The following is an 18874-nucleotide window of genomic DNA, read 5'->3' on the forward strand; positions in this document are numbered from 1 at the left end:
CTTTTTCTTTAGACATTAACAAATTTTGCCCGGCACTTTGCTGGGCATTTTTTTTACACGCAAGCCAATTTTGTCCCTTCCCTTTACCTTCTGCTGATATTCTCTTGCCACCTTCTTCATTTACTTCTATCTTGGAAGATTATTAAAGAACGTATATGAGAAAAATTTACCTCTTCATGATAGCTGTACTATGCGCAAGTACGGCTATTGCGCAAAAAAGCCCGGAAGAATTCCTTGGCTATAAGCTGGGCGATCGGTTTACACCCCATCACAAAGTGGTGGCATATTTTGAGCATCTTGCAGCAAGCCTTCCCAATGTAAAGTTGGAGCACTATGGTGAGACCTATGAACACAGACCTCTTTTCGTGGCCATCATTTCTTCTGAGGAGAACATGCAAAACCTGGAAAATATACGCATGGACAATCTCAGACGAACCGGGATGGAGCAAGGCAATCCTACTTCCAAGGTCGCCATCAACTGGATGCAATACAATGTGCATGGAAATGAGGCTGTAGCTACTGAAGCAGCAATTATGACATTTTGGGAAATGGCAGACCCTTCCAATGCCCAAGCAAAGGAGTGGTTGAAAAACCAGGTGCTGATCATAGACCCATGCGCCAATCCTGATGGAAAGGACCGCTACACCATATGGTACAACCAAAAGCAAAACAACAGGCTACAGCCTGATCCGCAATCAGCTGAACACATCGAACCTTGGCCCGGGGGAAGACCTAACCATTACATGCTTGACCTCAATAGGGACTGGGCCTGGCAGACCCAAAAGGAATCTGAGCAAAGGATCGACCTGTACCACCAATGGATGCCCCATTTGTTTGTGGACTATCATGAGCAGGGGATCAACGAGCCCTTTTATTTTGCTCCTGCAGCCAAGCCTCTACACGAATTGATTTCTCCTTTCCAGTATGAATTTCAGGAAATTTACGGTAGAAATACCGCGGAAAAATTCGACGAACAGGGTTGGTTTTACTTCACCAAAGAAAGGTTTGACCTACTTTACCCTGCTTATGGAGACACTTGGCCAACTTACAATGGTGCCATAGGAATGACCATAGAAAAAGGCGGTTCAGGAAGAGCAGGGCTCGGTATGTTGGACGCCATGGGTGATACTGTGACACTCAGAGAAAGAATCGAGCATCAGCATGTAGCAGGTATTTCTGCCATCGAAGTCACTTCCCAAAATGCGGAAAAACTCGCAGATGAATTTGCAAAATACTTCAAAAATAACAGCTCCAACCCCACTGCAAAATACAAAAGCTTTGTCATCAAAGGAGACCAACATCCTGAACGGGTAAAAGCATTGCTCAGCTTGCTTGACAAGAATAAAATCCAATATGGTATGGCCGGAAACAGAAGCGGGCTAAGAGGTATGGACTACGAAACAGGAAAGTCTGCCAACTTCAGCACTTCTGACAAGGACATCATTGTCAATGCCTACCAACCCAAAGCTGTATTGACTGAAATTCTTTTTGAGCCGGAAGCCAAGCTACAGGATAGCTTGACTTATGACATTACAAGCTGGGCACTTCCCTATGCCTACGGTGTAAAAGCTTATGCTATGGAGAGTAGACTGGACGCAGCTAAGCCTTTTGAAGCTGCGGTTTTTGAAGAAAACAAAGCACCTGGTAAAGCACTGGCTTACATCGCACCTTGGAATGCAACAGTACATGCCAAGTTTTTGGCTGCACTGCTCAATGAAGGCATAAGACCGAGATTTGCCGAGTTTCCATTCGAAATAGGAGGTAACAAATTTGAAGCAGGTACATTGATCATACACAGAAATGGCAACCAGTATGTGGCAGACTTTGACCAGAAGGTAGCCGATCTTGCCAACAGATTTGAAATCAAGCTCACTGCCTCCAATTCAGCTTATGTGGATGCCGGAAAAGATTTTGGGTCCCCTGATGTAAGGCCTATCAAAGCACCAAAAGTAGCATTGATCGGTGGCTCAGGTGTTTCATCCCTTAATTTTGGGGAAATCTGGTACTTTTTTGAGCAAGAGCTGGACTACCCGGTGTCTATATTGGAAGCCGAATACTTGGGCAGGTTTGACCTGAGCCAGTATGATGTCATGCTGTTGCCATCCAGCTGGGGTTCTTCTTTGAACGGATCTGCCAAAAGCAAAGTAATGGACTGGATCAAAGCCGGAGGTAAGTTGATTGCCTTTGAAAACGCCCTGAATGCATTTGCAGATCAGGAAGGTTTTGATCTACGCAGGTATGATACTGAGGAAGAGAAAAAAGCAGCCGAAAAAGTTAGCCAAGAGATTCAAAGTTCAGAAAGGTTAGAGCCTTATCAGGAAAGAGAGCGTCTTTACATTTCCAACACCGCAGCAGGAGCCATTTATGAAGTAAAAATAGACGGCACCCATCCTCTTGGCTTTGGATTGGGAGGGAAATTCTACACCCTCAAAAACAACGGATCAAGATATGCCTACCTCAATAATGGGGTCAATGTAGGAACCATACCTTCTACAGATGCATATAGATTTGGCTATATTGGTAAAAATATCAAGCCTAAAATGGCCGACACCATGGTGTATGGTATAGAAAACCAAGGACGTGGACAGGTAATTTACATGGTGGATAACCCAATGTTCAGGGCATTCTGGGAAAGTGGAAAACTTCTCGTTGCCAATGCAGTATTTTTGGTAGGCCAATGATCTAAAAAGTAATATAGTTTCTAAAGAGCAAAGAAGCCCGATGAACCTGAGTTCACCGGGCTTTTCTATTTTTATCCGCCGATCAATTCTAATGGTATCAGTCCTGCTGCGCTTCTTCTACTTCCGCTTCCGTATTGGTAAATGGATTGCTCTGACGGATCAAGCCATCCGGCAATTCACCTTCGGTACTTGCCACCACGCAGCAAACCGTAGCATCACCGGTCACATTCACCACAGTCCTGAACATATCCAATATCCTATCCGGTGCAATAATCAACGCCACACCTGCACCTGGTACTCCAATGGCCTCCAATACGATGATCAACATGATCAGTCCCGCACCCGGCACACCTGCCGAACCAATCGCCGCTAATGTAGCTGTCAAAACGATGGTCAATTGCTGAGAGAGTGTCAGGTCCATTCCCAATGCCTGTGCAATAAAAACTGCCGCCACTGCCTGGTAAAGACTGGTTCCGTTCATATTTATCGTAGCACCTAAAGGCAATACAAAACTACTTACCTGCTCAGAAACGCCGATTTCTTCCTCCACCAACTTCATGGTGACAGGAAGAGTAGCTGAACTGGATGAAGTAGAAAATCCCAGTAACATGGCCGGCCTCAAGGCCTTTAAAAAATGGCTGAAAGGTATTTTGGTAAAGGATTTCAACATCAAGGAATAGACGCCTACAATGATCAAAACCAATCCTCCCATTACTACCAAAGTGTACTTCAGAAGAGCCAAAAGCAACTCTACAGCAGAATCGGGATTATCTCCCGCTATTTCCACTATCAATGAAGCCATCAGGGCAAACACGCCATAAGGAGCTATCATCATGATGTACTCGACTATTTTGATGATCACATCGTTCAGCGCATCAAAGAAATCTGTAAATGTTTTCGCTTTGTCCTTAGGAATCTGGAGCAAGGCTATTCCTGCAATGATGGCAAAAAACACCACCTGCAGCATACTTCCGTTATCAGCTGCCGCTGCAAATAGATTTTCCGGCACGATATCCACCAAAGGTTGTAAAGGGCCTTGATCTTTGATGGCAGCGGCTGTATCCGCCTTGGATCCTGCCTGAGAATCAAATTGGGCCATCAGCTTGTCCCTAGTATCCTGTGGCAATTGATTGCCCGGTTTGAAAAAATTAACCAGCAAAAGGCCCAATGTAATGGCAATCACCGTGGTGATCAGATATGCCAAAATGGTCTTCCCTCCAATTCTCGAAAGTTTTGAAATATCGCCAAGGTTGGCCACTCCCACAATCAATGAAGCCAATACCAGAGGTACGGCAATCATTTTAAGGGCATTGATAAATACAGTCCCAATAGGTTTGATATAGAATACTGTGAACTCAGGTGAGAACCCAAACTGGATAATCACCAAACCAACTACGAGACCAAGAACCAGCCCCAAAATGATCTGGGTATGTAATGGTATTTTTTTGAACATATTATTTGGGTTAGCTTATTACAACTTATTTGTTCTGCTGATCAAAAGGTAATCAGCAAGTACCAAGGCGCACATGGCCTCCACTATAGGTACAGCCCTGGGGACTACACATGGATCATGTCTTCCTTTGCCCGAAACCGTAACCGACTCACCTAGCTCATTGACCGATTCTTGGTCCTGCATGATCGTAGCCACTGGCTTAAAAGCAACATTAAAGTATATATCCTGCCCATTGCTGATACCACCTTGAATACCTCCGGAATGATTGGTTTTGGTCTTGACCAGATCACCTTCTCTGTAAAAAGCATCATTGTGATCCGAACCTCTCATTTTGACCCCTTCGAAACCTGATCCATATTCAAAACCTTTGACTGCATTGATGCTGAGCATGGCTTTGCCTATTTCTGCATGCAAGCGGTCAAAGACCGGCTCACCCAAACCTGGGGGTACTCCTTTTGCAACACAGCTCACAATACCACCTACGGTGTCCCTGCTTTTCCTTACTTCATCTATGTACGCGATCATTTGCTCGGCCATTTCCCCATCCGGGCATCTTACAATGTTTTCTTCAGTATGCTCAAGGTTCAGTTCCTGATAGGTCTTGTCCAATCTTAAGTCTCCTACCTGACTTACATAAGCCTGAACAGAAATTCCAAAATGCCTTAGCATCATCTTGGCAATGGCCCCGGCAGCTACTCGGGCAGCCGTCTCTCTGGCGCTACTTCGCCCGCCGCCACGGTAATCCCGTATGCCGTATTTTTCAAAATAGGTGTAATCCGCATGAGAAGGCCTGAATTTATCAGCAATATGGCTGTAATCTTTACTTTTCTGATCGGTATTCATGATCACAATACCTATGGGTGTTCCTGTAGATTTGCCCTCAAATACTCCTGAAAGAATCTGGAACTCATCCTCTTCCTTTCTTTGAGTGGTTATCTTAGATTGACCAGGCTTTCTTCTTTGCATTTCCTGCCAGATGAAATCCTCATCTATTTCCAAACCTGCCGGACAGCCGTCTATCACTACACCCAGACCTTTACCGTGAGATTCGCCAAAGGTGCTGATCCTGAAAATTCTACCGAATGAATTACCCATTACTGTTTTTTCTGATAATCATGATGGCCAACAGTACCACTGATGCCAACAACAACAAATTGATAAAGATGGAAAAATAATACTTATATCTCTGGTATGAAAGTTTATTGCTTTCTACCTCAATTAAATCATACAAACCACCTAGGCGCTGTCTTGAAATGGCTTGATTGACTTTGGATTCCCCTACCACATTGATCACAGCGGATGGACGCAAGGTGTCGTACCTGGCTTCCACTGGATTAAAGTAAATCCATTCAAAATGGTCTCTGAGGTTTACCTCGCCAGGTTCATTGACCGTGAGGTAATAATTGTACTCTTTGATTCCGGTGACCTTTCCACCACCCCTGTTGATCTGCTGCCTTACATTGGGGTCAAAGGTGTTCAATTTATGGATTTGCTTAGTTCGGGGCGGAGAAATGGCACTGATATTTCCCTCTCCGCTGATGCCAAAGTTATAGGTAAACCCTTCCCCGGTCTGGGCTTCGGTTTCCCTGATGTTTTCCCTCAATTGAAACACACCCACACTGACTTCATTTCTGAGAGGATGCTGAGGCAAAGGTTTAACTTTGACAGCTTTTGCAGAGGAGTAGAAAGTCTTAAAATCCTCCATCCTATTACTTCCGAAAAAAGTAGGATTTCTGGCTACACGGTACTTTATCATTTCCCAAGCGATAGAAGGTATGGTAATTTCACCATCAGAAAAAGGAAAGAAAGTCGCCTCGTAAACTTTGTACTTCACCCAGTTTTTACCATTGATGGTAACTCTTTCGGGTTGGATATTGGTAATGTTGAAATTCTCTTCCCAAGCATTGGAAGGTTTCATTTTTTTGAGGATATCATCCAGCTGTCTTCCAGGTTCATAAAATTGAAAAGGAGCCTGATTGGTTTCGGACATGTAAAATGCCAGACTTACATTGAAGCCTTCACCCACAAATACCTCCGACTTATCCACCGAAGAAGCAAAGAAAGCATCATCCTCTATTTCTATAAATTCAGGTTCTTCTTCCCTCCTGTCCCTCCCAAACATATCATCAAAAGCATCAAAAGCCCCTGACCTTCTTTGGCTGGACCTTGGATCACCGACAGTGATGGTTTTGCCAGGGCTTCTTACATCTGACCCATTGACTTTGATAGTAAAAGCATCAAGCGTAAATGTTCCTTTTCGGGCAGGTTTATAGTACTGAATAACACTGTTGGTACTCGTAACCTGCCCATTGATCACATTCATGGACGAGGACTGGGAAAGTCCTTGTTTTTGAAACCCTGTGATCTCCGGAAACTCATCATACGACTTTATTTTGTCGTTAGAAATAGTTACTTTTATACTGAATGTTTCATTGAGTCCGATTTCCTCCGGACCAAGTTCTATGGTCACTTCCTGTGCCTGAATATTATGGAAATTAAATCCCATCAGGCATACAAGAAAAAGGGTGACAGCCGTTCTTATCATAACTAGGTGTTCAACTTAGTGCCGCAAATTAACTTTATATTTTAAACGCAACAAACCATTCATAGTATCGTATCAATGCTTAATGTTGTTTTAACTAACCTTAATAAATTCTTTAACTATGCTAGAGTATGTGAAAACCATTTTAATGAAAGTCAGCTTTGACGGGAGGCTCTTCGAGAAAGAGTTGCGAAAGGCACTGAATCTACTTATCCCTGATGAGATTCAGTTATTCAAAGAATGGTGTTACAGTAAGTTTTCCAGCAAGTATGAGCCGGTCTTGAATAAATACTTTATAGGCTTGGCCGGATAAAATTTCAAAACCCCGCTCGTCGGGGTTTTTTTATTCTTTTTTGAGAAACCTGACATTCCGCATCAATCCCTCATATTTTGTCCTTTTTAATGCTGATTTTTGAAAAACCTTCCCAAAAGTTTCTTTTGTCATTTCTTCCCAGTCCCTTTCCCCAAAATTCTTCAGCTCAGGGTGTGGAAGGAATTCATCTTCCTGATGTGGCTTAGAAAAGCGGTTCCATGGACACACATCCTGACAGATATCGCAGCCGAAAACCCAATTTTCCATTTTTCCCTTAAATTCTTCCGGAATAGCTTCTTTCAGCTCTATGGTCAGGTAAGAAATACACCTGGACCCGTCCACTACTCCGGCCTGCACAATAGCATCTGTAGGGCATGCATCCAGACATTTGGTGCAGGTTCCACAATAATCCTTTGCCATTGGAGGATCGGGGCTGACCTCCAGATCAATGATCATTTCTGCCAAAAAAAAGAAACTTCCCATTTTTCTGTTCAAAAGAAGGCTGTTTTTGCCCAGCCAACCCAAACCTGATTTCTGGGCCCACTGCCTCTCCATCACCGGAGCCGAATCCACAAACACCCTACCTCCAAAGTCACCTATTTCCTCCTGTAGTTTTTTCAGCAGTAATTTCAGCTTGTCTTTAATGACAAAATGATAGTCCTTTCCATAAGCATATTTGGCTAGCTTCAGGTCTTCCTTTCCTTCAGGTAGTTGATCTTGAGGATAATAATTGTACATTAGGCTGACTACAGTTTTGGCACCCTCGACCAGCTTGGTGGGATCCAATCTTTTGTCAAAATGGTTGGCCAGATACGCCATTTGCCCATGATAATGCTGATTCAGCCAGTTTTCCAGCCTAGGAGCCTCATCTTCTAAAAAACCTGCCTCCGAAATCCCACAAAAATCAAAGCCCAGAAGCTTGGCCTGGGATTTTATAATCTGGGCATATTTTTCTTTTTTCATCAATACTATCTTGCGGGATTTACGATGTACGCATTACGATTTACGAGGCCTTCCGATTAACATACCCTTTTCTACCTACTCCAACCGTCTTAAATCTTAAATCTAATGTCTTATATCTCACGTCTCATGTCTGGACAATTTACGATTTGCGATATACGATTTACGAGGCCTTTCGATTATCAAACCCTTTTCTACCTACTCCAACCGTCTTAAATCTTAAATCTAATGTCTTATTTCTTAATAATTTACGATGTACGCATTACGATTTACGAGGCCTTCCGATTATCACACCCTTTTCTACCTACTCCAACCGTCTTAAATCTTAAATCTAATGTCTTATATCTCAAACCTCGCCTCTAAAAAAGACTCCCCGTCTCTCCTCCAAAATTAGGTTTTAACTTCAAATGCTTATAAGCAAGCTCTGTGGCCATCCTTCCTCGAGAAGTCCTCTTCATATAACCTTCCTGAATCAAAAAGGGCTCATAAACTTCCTCAATGGTCTCCGCTTCTTCCCCACAGGCTGTTGCGATGGTGCTCAGGCCTACTGGACCTCCTTTGAACTTTTCTATGATGGTCAGAAGGATCCTGTTGTCCATTTCATCCAAACCATTTTCATCTACATCCAGGGCATCTAGTGCTATTTTAGCAATTTCCAGAGTGATCTTGCCATTTCCTTTGATTTCTGCAAAATCCCTTGTTCTCCGGAGCAGCATGTTGGCGATTCTTGGTGTTCCTCTACTTCTTCTGGCTATTTCATAAGCAGCCACATCATCTATAGGAGTTCCTAAAATCCCTGCTGACCGACCTACAATATCTGTGAGTAATTTGGCATCATAGTATTCCAGACGGGAATTGATCCCAAAACGGGCGCGAAGCGGTGAGGTAAGCAAGCCTGATCTGGTTGTTGCCCCGATCAGCGTAAAAGGATTGAGGGAAATCTGCACAGACCTGGCATTAGGACCTGAGTCCAGCATGATGTCAATCCTAAAATCTTCCATGGCAGAATAGAGGTATTCTTCTACCACCGGGTTTAGCCGGTGAATCTCATCTATAAACAGCACATCTCCATCTTCCAAATTGGTCAATAGCCCAGCCAAATCTGAGGGCTTATCCAGTACCGGCCCAGAAGTAATTTTGATCCCAGCTTCCAGTTCATTGGCAATGATATGGCTGAGGGTCGTTTTCCCCAAACCGGGAGGCCCATGAAGGAGTACGTGATCAAGAGGTTCCTGCCTTCTCTTGGCCGCCAGCACAAAAATCTTCAGGTTTTCCACAATTTTGTACTGACCTGTAAAGTCATCGAAACTCAAAGGACGCAAAGCCCTTTCGATCTCTTTGTCCGAGGAGTTCATCCCCTCTTTGTCTCCGCTCAAATAATCTTCTCTCATGTGTTTTTTCGGCTCTCGTACAAAGATAGGAAAATAGAATAAGGCTAAAAGTCGTGGAGAAAGATCGGTATTTTTGCAATTTTGTTGCAAAAATGAGAAAATGGAACTTTATTTTGAAAATAAGCTTTAACTTTCGGGAAAATTACCGATTCATGCGCAGTACCGCCAATAAAAACATCATATATTCTATAATTCTTCTTTTACTTGTCTCTGTGGTTTACCTGTATAGGCAAAATCAGCAACAGCCAGATGGAGAAGAAACAGTTGAGGAAACTTCAGGGCGTATCACTTTTTCGGGTAATACCATGGGTACTTCTTACAGGGTAGTTTACTTGGATGGTGGCGAGAGAAATTTCAAAGGAGAAGTTGATTCTTTGTTAAAAGTCTTCAACCAATCCCTGTCTACCTATATTGACAACTCTGAAATAAGCCGATTCAACAGGCAGGATACTTTACAATTTGAATCTCCTTTCTTCCTCAACGTCCTAAAATCCAGCAAAGAGGTCTATGAAAAAACTTCAGGGGCATTTGATCCTACAGTAGGCCCTTTGGTCAACCTTTGGGGATTTGGGCCAGGTGGTCCACAACTAAAAGACAGCGTCAATATCAACCAAATGCTTCCTTTGGTCAATTTCAGAGCGGTGGATTTTGACTCTTCTGAGGTGAGGAAAAAAACCGGAATGTACCTGGACTTTAGCGCTATTGCCAAAGGTTATGGTGTGGATGTGGTAGCGGATTTCCTGACCGATCAGGGCATTGACAATATGCTTATAGAAATCGGCGGAGAACTGGTAGCCAAAGGTACCAATGATAAAGGTGAAATCTGGAAAGTAGGGATCAATAAACCAGAAGAACTTGGACGAGCTGACCAATTGGTCAGTATCATAGCTTTGGACAATAAAGCTTTAGCCACATCGGGCAATTACCGCAATTACTATGAAGCCGATGGTATGAAAATTTCCCATACCATAGATCCATCCACAGGAAGACCCGTGAGACATGGACTCCTGAGCGCTACTGTGATAGCCAAAGACTGCATGACTGCTGATGCCTATGCCACCGCGATGATGGTCATGGGAACTGAGAAGTCCATAGCCCTTCAAAAAAATATGGAAGACCTCGAGATATTTTTGATTTTCAACAATGAAGACGGAGAGTTGGATTTTTATGCCAGCGAAGGCATCAAACCCTACCTTTCCTTTATAGAAGACTAATACAAATGGCATTTAATTTCACACTACTCTTTCTTACCGCTATCATTGCAGGCGGACTTGCGTATTTCATACCCAATTGGGAAGAAAGACTTTTCAAACTCGTTTTGGTTTTTGCAGGTTCGTACCTCTTTGCTATCACCGTATTACACATCCTTCCGGAGCTGTTTGTAGAAACCGAAGCCCCAACCAAGATGGGACTTTATATTTTGATGGGCTTTTTGTTGCAACAAATTCTTGCCCTTCTTTCCACAGGAGTAGAGCATGGACACATTCACCATCCCAGCCATGTGCATCAAGGTGCCAATTTAGGAGTATGGACGATTATGATCGGTCTTTTCATGCATGCATTTCTGGAAGGCACTTTACTGTCCCATGATGGCGCATTGGTTCATCACATGCACGACCACTCTCATGAAGGCCACTCCCATCACCATCACCACCATCATGGTAACAATAACCTTCTTTTTGGCATCCTATTGCACAAAGGTCCCGAAGCTTTTGCTCTTGTTGCAGTATTGATGACTGCCTTGAAAAAAAGGTGGGTTTTTGCGTTACTGATAATATTTGCTTTAGCCTCACCCGCAGGTATGCTACTAAGCCACTACTTGTACGAGAGCAAAATTCTTGGAGGGGAAACCCTAAATGTATTCTATGGAATGGTTGCCGGAGGATTTTTGCATATTTCCACCACCATTTTCTTTGAAAGCAGTCCGGACCACCGGTTTCATTTCAATAAGGTTTTGGTGAGTATTTTAGCCTTTGGCTTAGCCATATCGCTGGAAATGTTACTTTGAAATTTTTGTTGCGTTTTCAATTGATTTCCCCTTATTTTATTTGGATAAGACATACATTAAGGTAGCAGGAAGCATTTATTGCTAATATGATATACTTTCGCTAAATTGGTATATCAATCCAAATAAACCCAAATGGAGAAGCCAATCTGTCCCAAATGTGAAAACGTCAAAGTAGTAAAAAGTGGAATTCTAGGTGGTAGACAACGATTCAAATGCAAAAAATGCGGCTACCACTTCACGGTAAACAAACTTGGCAAATCCATTGATAAATACTACGTAGTCAAGGCACTTCAACTTTATATTGAAGGGATCTCTTACAGAGAAATCGAAAGAATATTGGGTGTGAGCCATGTTTCGGTCATGAACTGGGTGAAACAATACAAAATTAAAGCTCCGGAAAACTACGACTACCGTCCAACTTACAAAGTACTCAATCATACAGAATTGGTAAAATACATGGCCCAGAAAGAAAATCTGACTGATACGGGTATGCTCATCACCGAACTGGGAGATAAATTTATGATCATCAAGTGGGAAAGGTTTAAAAACCGTTAAACCAAATTTTATTTTATTAGCTATAATTTTTTTACGAATATATATGTCCACTTTTTCTTTTGTCAATCATCTTTTCAAATTGGATGCGTCTTATCCGGGATTCGCTCAAGGGTAAGAAATTGACAAAAGACCCAAATACCCATGCTTGCCAAATCTAAATGGATTATCACCCTCTTGACTTCCAGCCTACTGGCATTCAATGCCTTTAGTCAGGATACACTTGCTTTTTTCAGCACGGCCAAAGATGAAATGATGGTAGACCATTCATACAAGCCCTTGACTTTGAACCTATCCGATGATGGATCCAAATATGTCAGGTTTTTGATTTGGAACCAGATGTGGGCAAGGGCCACTCAGAATAATCCCGGAACCCTTGATGTCGCCGGTAATCCTTCTTCATTCAGCACAGATATCGGCATCAGGAGGGCTAGGTTTTTGGCATTTGCACAAGTATCACCCAGATTTTTGGTATTGACCCACTGGGGCATCAACAATCAAACCTTTACCAATGGAGGTGTGCCCGGCGGGGGAATAACCGGAAATCCAGGACAAATCCCTGTCTCGGTCAACCCTGAAACAGGGCAAGGAACTGCCGCAGGCATGTCAGCCAAAAAACCTCAACTGTTTTTCCATGACATCTGGACTGAATTTAAAGTAACAGATGCGATTTACATAGGAACGGGATTGCACTATTGGAACGGGATCTCCAGAATGAGCAGCCATAGTACACTTTCCTTTATGACCATAGACGCACCCATCTTCAACTGGCCGCTTATTGAGCTCACCGATCAGTTTGCCCGACAGTTTGGATTTTATGCCAAAGGCCAGTTTTCAAAATGGGATTACCGGATTTCTTTAAACAAACCCTTTTCAGTGGGCGCAGGCGGAAGATTTGACGAAGGCAGGCAAGTCCCGGTGGCAGCCAATATTGTCAATGACAACTGGGCCACACAAGGATATATTGCCTATCAGTTTCTGGAGACCGAGAACAATAAACTTCCATTTTTTGTAGGCTCTTATCTTGGAACCAAAAAGGTATTCAATATCGGAGCAGGCTGGCACCATCATCCAAAAGCTACATCCTCTCTAAGCGAAAGAGGAGATAGAAAGCTCCATGACATCGCCCTTTTTGGCTTGGATTCCTTTTTGGATCTCCCAATTAATCCTCTAAAAGGAACTGCATTGACAGCCTATGCTGCACTCTATCACTTTGACTTTGGACCCAACTATATCCGAAATATAGGAATTATGAATGTCGGCTTTGGACCGGGATCATCACAGAACGGCGCAGGAAACAGCCAACCTACTATCGGCACTGGGCAGATTTTCTATACCCAAGCAGGTTACCTTCTTCCCAAAAGTATCCTGGAAGAAAAAGGCAGGCTTCAACCTTTCGGCGCTTTTACCTACAAAAACTTTGAATACTTTGACACTGGCAACGCACAGTTTGATATAGGCCTGAACTATTACATTAATGGGCATCAGGCTAAAATCACTGCTCAGTACAGCAACAGACCGATTTTTGAGAATTACCGAAAATCAGGTTCAGCAGGTGAATTCATCCTACAGACCCATCTCTTTCTATAAAAAAACAAAACAACCCAAACAATGACCTCACACAAAACAAAAATGAAAGCCTATTGGAAAAGAAATCTCCAATTGCTACTGATCCTTCTCAGTATATGGTTTACAGTATCCTTTGGATTTGGGATACTACTGGTAGACCAGCTCAATCAAATTAAAATCGGTGGATTCAAACTGGGATTCTGGTTTGCACAGCAAGGATCCATATACGCATTTGTTCTACTCATATTTGTATATGTGTACCAGATGAATCAATTGGACAAGGAATTTGATGTCAACGAAGAATAAAAAAGAGCAATTATGGAAATTCTGACTTGGACATACATATTGGTAGGAGCCTCATTTGCGCTATACATAGGAATAGCTATTTACACAAAAGCTGGTTCTACAAAAGAGTTTTATACGGCAGGAGGTGGTGTATCTCCATTGGCCAATGGAATGGCAACAGCCGCAGATTGGATGTCTGCAGCGTCATTCATTTCTATGGCGGGGATTATTGCGTTTTCGGGATATGACGGATCTGTATATTTGATGGGATGGACTGGAGGCTACGTGTTGCTTGCACTCCTTCTTGCTCCTTATTTGAGAAAATTCGGCAAATTTACCGTTCCTGATTTTGTGGGTGACCGCTATTATTCCAACAAAGCCAGGGTAGTGGCGGTAATTTGTGCCCTGTTTATCTCTTTCACCTACGTGGCCGGACAGATGCGGGGAGTAGGAATTGTTTTCTCAAGATATCTGGAAGTAAGTATAGAATGGGGCGTGATCATAGGGATGTGCATCGTGTTTTTCTATGCAGTGCTTGGCGGTATGAAAGGCATCACCTACACCCAGGTAGCACAATATTGCGTATTGATATTCGCATACATGGTTCCGGCCATTTTCATTTCCATGCAGCTTACAGGAAATCCCATACCTCAACTTGGATTAGGTGATACTGTATCTGACGGAACATACCTTTTGGATAAGCTCGATGGTGTGCTGAGTGAAATGGGCTTCCATGAATACACAAGTGGACGAAAAGGAACCATGGACATCTTTGCCATTACATTGGCCCTAATGGTAGGTACGGCAGGTTTGCCACACGTGATCGTAAGATTCTTTACGGTACCTAGGGTAAAAGATGCCAGGCTTTCAGCAGGATACGCCCTTGTTTTTATTGCCATACTGTACACCACGGCTCCAGCGATAGCTGCTTTTGGTATTTACAATGCCATCGATACAGTAGCCGGACAGCCTGTAGACCAATTGCCCGTATGGGTGCAAAACTGGCAAAAAACCAATCTGATCAGTGTCAATGACATCAATGCAGATGGTATAGTCCAATACACACCTTACGCAGATACCAACGAACTCCATATAGACAAGGATATCATGGTGCTGGCCAATCCTGAAATAGCCCAATTGCCCAACTGGGTCATAGGCCTGGTAGCAGCAGGGGGAATGGCGGCTGCCCTGTCCACTGCTGCCGGATTACTTCTGGTCATTTCTACAGCTGTATCCAGAGATCTTTTCCGCACATTCAAACCTAACATGACCGAAAAAAGAGAGTTGTCCATTGCCAGAATCTCAGCAGCTGGAGCGGTGGTTCTTGCAGGATATTTCGGCATCAATCCTCCGGGTTTCGTGGCTGAAGTTGTAGCCTTCGCCTTTGGATTGGCAGCAGCCTCCTTTTTCCCGGTAATCATCATGGGGATATTTTCCAAGAGAATGAATAAGGAAGGTTCCATAGCAGGAATGGTCTCAGGCTTGTTGTTTACCATGGCCTATATCATCTATTTCAAATTCATTTCTCCCGAATCCAATACTGTGGACAATTGGTGGCTGGGCATTTCCCCAGAAGGAATAGGTAGCATTGGGATGCTGGTCAACTTCATCACCTGTTATGCGGTATCCATGCTCACTCCAGAGCCACCTATAGAAGTGCAGGAAATGGTCGAAGATATCAGGGTTCCGAGAGGCGCAGGTAAAGCGCATGCACATTAATTCCTTATCAACAAAAGCAAACTCCGGCTATGTATTAGTCGGGGTTTCGCTTTTTTACCAGATCCAAATAGAGTAATTTGAATCATGCAAATGACGCCAAAATGAAAGAAGCGCTGAAAAGCCAATATTTGTGGACAGTTTTCTTTTTGGGTATGTTTTTACTCAACTACCCATTAATGGCCATATACAATGTGGACCAAAAACTAGCGGGTATTCCTCTCCTGTATTTCTCTGTTTTTTCTATTTGGGTATCACTCATAGGCCTGACTTATTTGGTGGTAAAAAAAACAAGAACTGATAAAAATGCTTGAAAGTGGCCTGATCATATCGTTCACATTCGGTTATTTGGCATTGCTTTTTGCCATAGCCTGGTTTTCTGAAAAATCAGCCGAAAAAGGACGAAGCCTGGCCTCCAATCCATATGTTTATTCCTTATCTCTTGCAGTGTATTGTACTGCCTGGACCTATTATGGGTCTGTAGGGAGAGCGGCTACCAATGGTCTTGAATTTCTTACCATTTATATAGGCCCAAGTCTGATAGCCCCACTTTGGTGGATAGTGATGAGAAAAATTATCAGGATCAGCAAAGTACAGAGAATTTCCTCTATTGCGGATTTCATCTCAAGCAGGTATGGAAAAAACATCACACTGGGAGGTATAGTCACTGTATTCTGCCTTTTGGGAATCCTTCCCTACACCAGTATTCAGATCAAGGCCATTGCAAGTTCTTTTGATATACTTCAGTCATCAGGTGCATCTGTGCAAATGCTGAACACACCAATTTATCTTGATACAGCTTTTTATTTATCCATGGGCCTGGCTTTGTTTACCATACTTTTTGGCACCAGAAATGTCGAAGCCACGGCCAAGCATGAGGGCATGGTGATGGCAGTGGCTTTCGAATCCATTTTCAAGCTTATTGCATTTCTGGCTGTAGGGATATTCGTCACCTATTTTGTCTATGATGGGTTCAGGGATATTTTTGATCAAGCCGAATTGAGGGGCTTAGGCCAACTCTTTGTACTTTCTGAAGAAAGTAGCGGTTCAGAATGGTTTTGGCTGAGTGTGCTGTCGATGATGGCTATTCTCTTTTTGCCTAGACAGTTTCAAATGGGTGTCATCGAGAACAGCAACGAGCAGCATCTGGATAAGGCCATGTGGCTTTTTCCGCTTTACCTGCTACTGATCAATGTGTTTGTCATTCCTATAGCCCTGGGAGGTCTTGTCCATTTTGACACCAACACTATTGATGCGGACACTTATGTGCTGGCCTTACCCATCACCTATGATCAAGGCTGGCTGGCGCTATTGGTGTACTTGGGAGGATTTTCAGCTGCCACGAGCATGATCATTGTCTCTACCATAGCTTTGAGCAATATGGTGAGTAACAATTTCGTGATGCCCATTATCCTTTCGAACGAAAAATGGAGGAAAAATTACCAACATCAACTCGGAAGTATCCTGGTATGGATAAGAAGAGTCACCATTCTGAGCATTATTCTGGCCGCTTACCTGTATTACAGGGAAGTTTCGGGTTACTTCTCTTTGGTATCCATAGGCTTGATCTCATTTGTTGCCATTGCTCAGTTTACCCCAGCAATTATTGGTGGCATTTATTGGAAAAAAGGGGCCAAATCAGGAGCCCTGGCAGGAATCGTGGGCGGGTTTGTAGTCTGGTTTTTCACTTTGGTAGTACCCACTATGGTTACTGCCGGTTTTTTACCTTCCTCCATCATGGAGCAGGGACTATTTGGTCTTTCTGCCCTGAGACCCTATCACCTCCTTGGCATGGAAGGCATGGGATACGTCAGCCATGCGCTGTTTTTCAGTCTATCACTCAACCTTGCCCTATATGTATTGCTGTCACTTTATTCGGCACAATCCTCTAAAGAACACAATCAGGCGGTGGTGTTTGTAGACATATTTAAGTACAGCACCTCTATGGACAGCTCCATCATCTGGAAAGGGCAGGCATACCTTCCGGATCTGAAATCCCTCTTGGAAAATTTTCTGGGAGAAGAAAGAGCAGAAAAAGCCCTGATAGATTTTTCCCAAAGAACAGGCCGTCAACCTGGAGTGAAGAATTATGCCGATCCTGAACTGGTAAATTATTCTGAACGCTTGCTCTCAGGCATCATTGGCGCAGCTTCAGCCCGGATTCTCGTAGGCTCCGTGGTCAAAGAGGAAGAGATCAGCATGGAGGAGGTCCTGGACATTCTCAAAGAAACACAGGAATTAAAAAGTCTAAACCTTGAACTGAAAAAGAAAAGCAAGGCACTGAAAAAAGCCACTGAGGAACTTCAGGAAATGAATGAAACCCTCAGACTCAATGACATGCTCAAGGATGAGTTTATTTCTACGGTCACCCACGAAATGAAAACCCCTATTACCTCGATCCGTGCCTTTTCAGAAATTCTGATGGACGAAGACCTCCCTGATGAAGACCGGCAGCGGTTTTTGGATATCATCATTCAGGAAACGGATAGAATGACGAGGTTGATCGATCAGGTATTGGACTTGGAACGCTTCGATTCGGGCCGACAAAAACTCAAAATAGAACAGGTGGATGCAAGGATTCTGATCCTTCAGGCTACAGAGAGCATGATTCAGGTTTTCAAAGAAAAAAACCTGAAGTTTGAACTTGACCTTCAAATTGAGGAACTTTATCTGTCCCTGGATGAAGACCGAATCAAGCAGGTCATTCTCAACCTTCTTTCCAATGCTTCCAAGTTTGCTTCTTCCAAGGTGCTGGTAAGAACTTACTGCAAGGATAACAATTGGCTGGTGGAAATATGGGATGATGGCAAAGGAGTGCCGGATGAGGACATTCCTTTCATCTTTGACAAGTTTTTTCAGGCAAAAAACCAAACCAGCAAAAAACCGATTGGCAGTGGCCTTGGATTGGCCATTTCCAAAAAAATCATCGAATACCACCTAGGAAATATTGAAATAATCCGAAAAGAGGAGCAGACCTGTTTCAGGTTCTCTATTCCTCTCGAACCAGAGTTACAAATGAACCAAAACTACCCCAATACCCATGAACAAAATACTGATCGTAGATGACGAACCCAATATTCTGCTTTCTTTGGAATTCCTGTTTAAAAAAGAGGGATATAAAGTGTACATCGCCAGAGATGGAGAAGAAGCGATGGGAATAATAGATGAAAATATTCCCGAATTGGTCATTTTGGACATTATGATGCCTAAAGTGGACGGCTATGAAGTCTGTCAATACCTCAAAAAGATGTATTCCGAGGTGAAAATCGTCTTTATTTCGGCCAAAAGTAAACCGCAGGACATACAAAAAGGCATGGCTTTAGGAGCTGACCTTTATGTGACCAAGCCCTTTTCAACCAAAGAACTGGTAGGAAAAATCAAATCATTACTGAATTAATCAATCA

The 18874-nt window shown here is 43.2% G+C and carries 16 protein-coding genes; 11 read left to right on the top strand and 5 right to left on the bottom strand.

Annotation, left to right across the window (positions count from 1 at the left end; genetic code table 11):
* Positions 1-176: 176 nt before the first annotated feature.
* Positions 177-2681 (top strand): M14 family zinc carboxypeptidase, encoded by a 2505-nt coding sequence (locus EGN73_RS15190; RefSeq protein WP_425515033.1) that lies wholly within the window; start codon positions 177-179, stop codon positions 2679-2681.
* Between the two features lie 97 nt (positions 2682-2778).
* On the opposite strand, the gene EGN73_RS15195 is transcribed toward EGN73_RS15190, so the two are convergent.
* From EGN73_RS15195 to EGN73_RS15205, 3 genes are read right to left on the bottom strand one after another with little or no spacing between them, the layout of a single operon-like run.
* Positions 2779-4134 (bottom strand): dicarboxylate/amino acid:cation symporter, encoded by a 1356-nt coding sequence (locus EGN73_RS15195; RefSeq protein ID WP_219291650.1) that lies wholly within the window; start codon positions 4132-4134, stop codon positions 2779-2781.
* 18 nt (positions 4135-4152) lie between these two features.
* Entirely contained in the window at positions 4153-5229 is a 1077-nt protein-coding gene (gene aroC / locus EGN73_RS15200; RefSeq protein WP_219291653.1) for a chorismate synthase, read from the bottom strand.
* Positions 5222-6679, bottom strand: a complete 1458-nt coding sequence (locus EGN73_RS15205; RefSeq protein WP_219291656.1) for a BatD family protein — start codon at positions 6677-6679, stop codon at positions 5222-5224. The genes aroC and EGN73_RS15205 overlap by 8 nt, the downstream gene beginning before the upstream one ends.
* A gap of 118 nt (positions 6680-6797) precedes the next feature.
* Between EGN73_RS15205 and EGN73_RS15210 the strand changes: the two genes are divergently transcribed.
* Positions 6798-6989, top strand: a complete 192-nt coding sequence (locus EGN73_RS15210; RefSeq protein ID WP_219291659.1) for a hypothetical protein — start codon at positions 6798-6800, stop codon at positions 6987-6989.
* Positions 6990-7019: 30 nt separating this feature from the next.
* Here EGN73_RS15210 and queG read toward each other — a convergent pair whose 3' ends face one another.
* Both queG and ruvB read right to left on the bottom strand, forming a co-directional pair.
* A complete protein-coding gene (gene queG, locus EGN73_RS15215; RefSeq protein WP_219291663.1) occupies positions 7020-7952 on the bottom strand; it encodes a tRNA epoxyqueuosine(34) reductase QueG in 933 nt (310 codons plus the stop codon).
* 356 nt (positions 7953-8308) lie between these two features.
* Entirely contained in the window at positions 8309-9340 is a 1032-nt protein-coding gene (gene ruvB / locus EGN73_RS15220) for a Holliday junction branch migration DNA helicase RuvB (protein WP_219291666.1), read from the bottom strand.
* Between the two features lie 152 nt (positions 9341-9492).
* On the opposite strand from ruvB, the gene EGN73_RS15225 reads away from it, so the two are divergent.
* The 9 genes from EGN73_RS15225 to EGN73_RS15265 all read left to right on the top strand — a co-directional run bounded on the left by EGN73_RS15225 (position 9493) and on the right by EGN73_RS15265 (position 18867).
* A complete protein-coding gene (locus tag EGN73_RS15225) occupies positions 9493-10554 on the top strand; it encodes an FAD:protein FMN transferase (protein WP_219291669.1) in 1062 nt (353 codons plus the stop codon).
* A gap of 5 nt (positions 10555-10559) precedes the next feature.
* Positions 10560-11348: a ZIP family metal transporter gene (locus EGN73_RS15230; RefSeq protein ID WP_219291672.1), complete on the top strand. Its 789-nt coding sequence runs from the start codon at positions 10560-10562 to the stop codon at positions 11346-11348.
* A gap of 132 nt (positions 11349-11480) precedes the next feature.
* Positions 11481-11903 (top strand): IS1/IS1595 family N-terminal zinc-binding domain-containing protein, encoded by a 423-nt coding sequence (locus tag EGN73_RS15235; RefSeq protein ID WP_219291675.1) that lies wholly within the window; start codon positions 11481-11483, stop codon positions 11901-11903.
* Positions 11904-12044: 141 nt separating this feature from the next.
* A complete protein-coding gene (locus EGN73_RS15240) occupies positions 12045-13490 on the top strand; it encodes a porin (RefSeq protein ID WP_219291678.1) in 1446 nt (481 codons plus the stop codon).
* A 21-nt stretch (positions 13491-13511) separates the two neighbouring features.
* Positions 13512-13775: a DUF4212 domain-containing protein gene (locus EGN73_RS15245; protein ID WP_219291681.1), complete on the top strand. Its 264-nt coding sequence runs from the start codon at positions 13512-13514 to the stop codon at positions 13773-13775.
* A 12-nt stretch (positions 13776-13787) separates the two neighbouring features.
* Positions 13788-15473, top strand: coding sequence for a sodium:solute symporter family protein (locus EGN73_RS15250; protein ID WP_219291684.1), 1686 nt, complete (start codon positions 13788-13790; stop codon positions 15471-15473).
* Between the two features lie 101 nt (positions 15474-15574).
* Complete coding sequence (locus EGN73_RS15255) at positions 15575-15784, top strand: hypothetical protein (protein ID WP_219291687.1); 210 nt, start codon at positions 15575-15577, stop codon at positions 15782-15784.
* On the top strand, positions 15777-18536 hold the full coding sequence (locus tag EGN73_RS15260; RefSeq protein WP_219291690.1) for a sensor histidine kinase: 2760 nt from the start codon (positions 15777-15779) through the stop codon (positions 18534-18536). Before EGN73_RS15255 ends, EGN73_RS15260 begins: the two co-directional genes overlap by 8 nt.
* Positions 18511-18867 (top strand): response regulator transcription factor, encoded by a 357-nt coding sequence (locus EGN73_RS15265; RefSeq protein ID WP_219291693.1) that lies wholly within the window; start codon positions 18511-18513, stop codon positions 18865-18867. Before EGN73_RS15260 ends, EGN73_RS15265 begins: the two co-directional genes overlap by 26 nt.
* The last annotated feature ends 7 nt before the right edge of the window (positions 18868-18874 follow it).

It is taken from the genome of Arthrospiribacter ruber, assembly GCF_019343195.1.
In the GTDB taxonomy this organism is placed as follows: Bacteria; Bacteroidota; Bacteroidia; order Cytophagales; family Cyclobacteriaceae; genus Arthrospiribacter; species Arthrospiribacter ruber.